The organism is Methanocalculus sp. MC3, assembly GCF_054767395.1.
This window is the reverse complement of record NZ_BAABMP010000001.1, coordinates 678761-684846: the sequence shown is the minus strand read 5'-3', so window position 1 is coordinate 684846 and position 6086 is coordinate 678761. Positions and strand designations below refer to the sequence as shown.

Annotated in this window: 4 protein-coding genes; 1 reads left to right on the top strand and 3 read right to left on the bottom strand. The window is 47.8% G+C overall.

Annotated features, from left to right (window positions below; all coding sequences use genetic code 11):
* Nucleotides 1–37: 37 nt before the first annotated feature.
* From ACYUBO_RS03565 to ACYUBO_RS03555, 3 genes are all read right to left on the bottom strand, one after another.
* Nucleotides 38–520, bottom strand: coding sequence for a 5-methylcytosine restriction system specificity protein McrC (locus tag ACYUBO_RS03565; RefSeq protein ID WP_460372410.1), 483 nt, complete (start codon nt 518–520; stop codon nt 38–40).
* Nucleotides 521–545: 25 nt separating this feature from the next.
* A complete protein-coding gene (locus ACYUBO_RS03560) occupies nt 546–2798 on the bottom strand; it encodes an AAA family ATPase (protein ID WP_460372408.1) in 2253 nt (750 codons plus the stop codon).
* Between the two features lie 193 nt (nt 2799–2991).
* The gene (locus ACYUBO_RS03555; RefSeq protein ID WP_460372406.1) at nt 2992–4716 is read right to left on the bottom strand and encodes an NERD domain-containing protein; all 1725 of its coding nucleotides are present in this window, start codon (nt 4714–4716) and stop codon (nt 2992–2994) included.
* 207 nt (nt 4717–4923) lie between these two features.
* Here ACYUBO_RS03555 and ACYUBO_RS03550 point away from each other — a divergent pair, with 207 nt between their 5' ends.
* Nucleotides 4924–6033: an alpha/beta fold hydrolase gene (locus ACYUBO_RS03550; protein WP_460372404.1), complete on the top strand. Its 1110-nt coding sequence runs from the start codon at nt 4924–4926 to the stop codon at nt 6031–6033.
* Nucleotides 6034–6086: the final 53 nt, after the last annotated feature.

The following is a 6086-nucleotide window of genomic DNA, read 5'->3' as shown; positions in this document are numbered from 1 at the left end:
AGAGAATGATCAACCAAGGAGAGCAGGGTCAGAGAATTTACAGAAAGAAAGGTACGTTATCGACAAATCTCAGCTCATCGGACTTGCGGATGTAATCCCTTGAGCGTGTGGAATGGATCAGACGATGAAGTTCCTCTGCAAATATCCGTATAAATATCTCGAAGAGATCATATCGGTCAGAATCCAGATCAGAGGCTTTTGGTTTTGTAACCGGGAACATACCCGAGTGGGAGAGCATCGCGAGGAGATTGGTTGCAGCCAGTTTCCGATGTTTTTTATTTCGTTCATCTTTGAGGACTTTTGGGAGAATCTGGATTGAGAGCCCCTTAATCCGCATGATGCCGACGAAGTTTTTTGCCCGGATCGTCTTCCGCCCGAGATCAAGGAACCGGCCTTTATTCAGAGCGTCAAGATCGTCAAGCATCTTATCAGTGAGCCGGAGTGAGGATGAATCGCCCCCGGCGACATCAGAGAGCGTGAAATCGAGAGTGTCGTACTCAAAAAGGGTTATTGGCTCCATCAGTTCTCCTCAGTCCCGGTTCCCCTCAATCCGAATCATCAATATCATCATTCCGGGTGCCCGAACCTGGGGATGCAATACCCTGAACAGCTCCAATAAATGCCTCTCCTGAAAGCTCGTCGGTGAAACAGAAGCTATGATCGCCTTCGACAGAAACAAACGCATCTCCTATGACTTCATGCAGTTTCTTTGGCGAGTCATAGAAGTACTCCTGAAGGAGCGGTAATATCTCATAGTACCAGGCAGATTGCAGGATCTCAACTGCTTCATCACGGGTTTGTGCATCCTTGAGCGGCACAAGGTAGCTGTGGCCTATCTGGTGATCCCGGTCATAGCGGTTTCGTATCCGGATGTTGATCTCTTCGAGGAGGGAGGTTGCGAGTTCAGCAATTGGTTTTACCTCGTCAGGAACGTCCGCAAAAAGCCTGTCTAATAGCTCATAGTCAGGCATCATCTCAATGAAACCAAAGCGGCGCCTGAGTGCTGTATCAACGAGTGCAATCGACTTATCTGCCGTATTCATCGTCCCGATCAGGTACAGGTTTGGCGGGATCGCAAAGGATGTCTTTGAGTAGGGGAGTGTAGTTGTAATCTCATTGGCCTCACCATACCGCTTGTCGGCTTCAAGGAGCGTGATCAGCTCACCGAAGATTCGGGATATGTCACCACGGTTGATCTCATCGATGACGAGGTAGAAAGGCACTTCATCGGCATTTGTAAGTAACTGCCTTTTTTCTTCAGGAGAGAGTTCAGGTATGCTACCATGTATCATCCATTGTTTCTCTATTTCCGCTCTTTTCATAAGTACATTGAAGGCATCCCTAGAAAACCTCTTGAAAATTCCATCCTCAACATCATATATAATCTGGTTATCCTCGTTGATGGTCGGTCTCAGGCCTTCAATGAAATCTTCATATCCAAAAGAGGGGTGAAATGTAACGAGTTGACAGTTTCCAATTGATTCATCAATTCTTTCAAACCCAATATCCAATGATTCAGGGGAGAAATCATTAGAAAGAGCAAATATCTCCTTCACGTCATTTTCAGACAGTCTAACAAGACTGAAACTCATCGAACCCGCATTTAATACTGAATTTTTAAAAATCGGATTGTTTTTTAACTTTTGAAATGTTGGTCCATTGAATTGTTTGATTATTTGAAAATCCAATGAATTATCTTTTTTCTGAATGCATTTCACAAGTGTTGTATATTTTTTAGAGTTTCCCGCCGTATATACAAGGGCAATATCACCTTCCTGAAGTTCATCATAATATTTTTGCCAGTTTCTTCTAGCTCCCCATTGATAATTGAAAGCCTCTCCCTCTTTTTTCAACTTGACCTCTCCGTCACGCGGTTCGTAGACAGTGAGGGAATATATCCTTTGATCCATCAACAATTCATTTGAAACCGAATATCCTGCACTCGATGATGCATGAATGAACATGTTTGCACTAAACGTCTTTCCTGTTCCTGGAGGCCCATATAGGATAAGCTGTTTTTTATTTTCCAAAATTGTTTTTATTTTCGTCATTTCCACACGATCCCCATTCATTTCCGATGAATCAAAATAATCCGCCATTGCTTTCTCTGTTTTTCGTATTATTTCCCTAACCGATTTCTCGTCAAATTCCTTGGAGACCAATAATCCTTCATAAAAATTCATAGCTTTTTCAAGGAGCTTTTTTACATTCCGGGGTTTGATGGTTTTGTCCTCCCCAACCAGATAGTAAGAGGGATTACCTAGTTTTTTTGGTCCCAGATCCTCGGTTATGTCAATTGGAATCGGCTTGATAAAAACTATACAATCTCCCTCTTTTGCTTTCGATGAATAATTTGGGAAATCCAATATACTTGATTCTTTATCTTCAATCACTCTTGAGTTGTTGATGTCATCCAAAATCTGATCTCTGATGGATTTATCGGATATTGTATCAATAATTTTTATTTTGGGTTGATATTTCCCAAATTCGGTATGGGAATAAAAACCTACGAAGTAGGATTTGTTATCATTGTAATTGATGCTGATAAACAGGACAAGGGCATCATTCTGGATTGAAGAAGGGATCTTACCGCGGAAATCAATCTGGCCATAATAATACTCTTTTTCAAAGGGGTAGAAGTTCCACCATTCGTGGGCAATTCCGTGCTCTTTCACATACTTAAAACCATATTTATCACGATTTTTATATCCCTCGAAATCAAAACCCCTCCATCCAATATTATTCCAGGCAATTCTCGAAACAAGTAATTTATTATTCAGTTTGTTTTCCTCAGCCATTCCCTCTCTCCTATCAATTATTCAATTCAATGAAAATCTTCATTCCAGATCTTCGTATCTTATCCTGAAACTTTAATAACCTGTTGGAATCGCCCTTTTTATGAAAAATCGCCACATTGATCCAATTCGTTCTTCTATTTTATACTGACAGTCTCAACTATCCTCTCCCTTCACTAGTATCCAGATGAGCACCTTATTTCCTAGAAGATTCCTCTTCAATCTCCCCCGCCTTCCCCCGGATCTTCTCCATCATCACCCTGCTCCCCACAACCGCGAGCAGCAGCCGTGCCCGGGAGAACGCCACGTACAGCATCTCGTCACTGTTGATCAGCGCATCGTCCAGCACAACGATGGCGACCGGGCTCTCCAGCCCCTTGAACCGTTTGACGGAGTCAAATATGATCGAGTCGGAGTTATCATTCAGATACCGCTCATTACAGAACTGGTACCGCTGCCCGCCGATCTCCCTGCCGGTGCTGTACTTCTCCCTGTCATCACGGGTCGAAATGAGGACTGCAATATCAGATGACGGAATCTGTTCTTTGGTAACAAGGGTATGGATATATTCTTCGAGTTTTTTCCGTGCAAGTGCCAGGGTTCCGGCCTCGATCCACCTGACCTCAAGGCCTTCCGGCCCGATGGCCGTTGTCTCCTGCCCCTTGTAGAAGAGCCGGGCTATCTCGTGGATGCGTTGCGTGTTCCTCAGATTCAGAGAGAGGGTGAAGGGGATCTCATACAACTCTTCGAGGTATTTCCCCTGATTGTGGTAGACGTCCTGATTGTTATCATAGAAGAGCCGGATCTTCTGTTTACCATCCGGATCCAGTGCGGACTCAAGTGACTTGAGGAGGAGGGGAGGGAAGTCCTGCCCTTCATCGATAATGATGGTATCAAAGCGTCTCTCCGGAATCTTTTCAAGTGCTTTGAGCAGGTGAGCAGGATATTTCTCCAGGAAGAGCTCGCTATCGATCTTCTCCATATCTACCTCAACAGAAGCCTCCCTGAAGATTTCATCGCAGACCTTGTGGTAGTTCCCTGTCATGAGGAGGTCCTGTGATTCCATCATCATCTTCATGTACTCGGAGAGAGGGCGGTTGTAGCAGGTGAGAAGAACCCGCTCCCCAGCCTGTATGCAGCGTTGTGCCTCCTCCATTGCAAGGATCGTCTTTCCGGTACCGGCAGAGCCGGAGATCGCCACCCGCCGGGTATTGGCAAAGCCTGCCAGGATCTGGTACTGGAGCGGAGTTAGGGTCTGGATACGCTCCTCGTCATCCTTTATGACCCGGTGAAGAGGCACATTCAACTGGAAGGGATGGGCGAGGATATCCTCAAGGATTGCCATCCCCTCCTTGCCAAGCGGATTTGCCCGGTAGTCGCTTGCCATCTCGCCCTCCAGCAGGTCAAGTATCCAGTACCTGAGATCTGATTCAAACTCTTCCATGAAGCAGAGGATATTCCGTGGAATGTCCGCCCCAAGATCACCCTCGATCGCTGGAATATCCGGAAGGATCACACCATGGCTAATACCCACACGGCGATATCCCCAAGTCGGGTGCGCCTGACATTTCTTCAGGATCTGATGCTTTGAATCGCTTGCCTGTTTCACCGGGTTCTTGATATCCCAGGTGCTTCCGTACCGGTCGGTGCTGGTCCAGGTATCAGAGGCAGGATCATAGGCAATGCCGCCGCCCTTCACCTCGATTGTAAGAAAACCATAGTCCGGATGGGCGACAACAAAGTCGCATTCACCGTCAATCGGCTTCCCGTTCTTCAGCGTCCCAAGCCAGGGGCGTGAGTAAAAGACGGTGAAGGGGTCTTCGAGCACCTCAGCAAGCTTATTATACACTTTCTGTTCTGCTCTCCTGCCGGGATCGGCGAGGATATCCGGGGTTAGTTTGCGGGGCCACAGTATTGCCATTTGGATCAGATCCTTGGGTAGATGAGAAGGGTATCTGGATATCTCCATTCTGTCCTCATCATGCATCAAGTATCACCATCTGAATCTTCTGTGGAATTATCGATCACAGGGGGATTAGAGGTGGGGAACGGTGGCATCTGATTATGCCTGATCAAAGACCCAGGTCCTCCCAGAACCAATATTACCAATCAGAAATGATTATTCACCATGCAAGCTCCCTTCACACGCCTTCTCCCCGTTCTCCTCTTCATATCCTTAACAATCGCCTTCATCGGAACAGCGGGGTGTGTTGACAGTTCAGATACCACCGTCCCCGAAGACATAACAACCCCCTTCCCTGGCAGCAATGAATCTCCCTATACGTATATCATGACAGCAGACGGCATCCCTCTCCGGTATGCTATCCATGGTCCACTCCACGCTGCCGCCCATAACGACACTCTGAATGCCACCCGGAATACCACCAGTGGGCAGGGTAATGGACAGGGGGATGGACAAAAGCAGCCTCCGATCATCTTTGTCCTTGGGTATGGGATGACCCTGGACGAGTGGCCGGGCCGGATGATCTCGAAACTCGCAGAATCCCGCAGAGTGATCCTCTATAACCACCGTGGAGTATCGGGCATACAGAACCCGGATGTAACGTTTACCATCCGGCAGGGAGCGATCGATCTGCACGACGTGATCCTCCAGCTGGCAGGAGAAGGACAGGCTGGTAATGAGTGCCCCGCAGGGGATAGCAGTATAGGGGGCTCTGACGGGTATGAGAAGTATTGCACTACCCCCCGCGTTGATATCGTCGGGTACTCGATGGGCGGGATGATCGCCCTTAAATATGCGGTCATGTATCCAGACACAGTCAACCGCCTCATCCTCCTGAACACCGATTGCGGGGGTTCGGAACGGGTGCAACCCGACGAATGGGTGATGGATTGGATGAACCAGACACTGAAAACTCCGGAAGAAAACCTTGATCGTGCAGGAAAGGTCCTCCTCACCGAATCATTCCGCACCGCCCACCCTGACCCCTCCACCTGGTTTGTGGACTACGGCGAAGTTGCCGATCCGGTTGCTGTGCAGGAGCAGTTCATTGCCTTCCGGTCATGGGAAGGGGGGTATGCGGATCTCTCCACAATCCATGCCAGGACACTTCTCATCACCGGGGATCAGGATATCGTCATCCCTCCTGAAAATTCGGTGATCATCGCAGATCAAATCCCGGATGCCACGCTCATTATCCGCGAAGGGCAGGCGCACGGGATGATCTTTGTGGAGCCTGAGGAGATCGCGGGGATAATTGAGGATTTTTTAGGATGATCGCCCAGAGTTTGATGGTTGGGACAGGGAGGCACAGCAGATAGCTGGTACGA

What these genes read in the sequence shown, in the direction of transcription:
- ACYUBO_RS03555 (WP_460372406.1), bottom strand. Translation starts at nt 4,716, where the DNA reads ATGGCAATACTGTGGCCCCGCAAACTAACCCCGGATATCCTCGCCGAT.
- ACYUBO_RS03565 (WP_460372410.1), bottom strand. Translation starts at nt 520, where the DNA reads ATGGAGCCAATAACCCTTTTTGAGTACGACACTCTCGATTTCACGCTC.
- ACYUBO_RS03560 (WP_460372408.1), bottom strand. Translation starts at nt 2,798, where the DNA reads ATGGCTGAGGAAAACAAACTGAATAATAAATTACTTGTTTCGAGAATT.
- ACYUBO_RS03550 (WP_460372404.1), top strand. Translation starts at nt 4,924, where the DNA reads ATGCAAGCTCCCTTCACACGCCTTCTCCCCGTTCTCCTCTTCATATCC.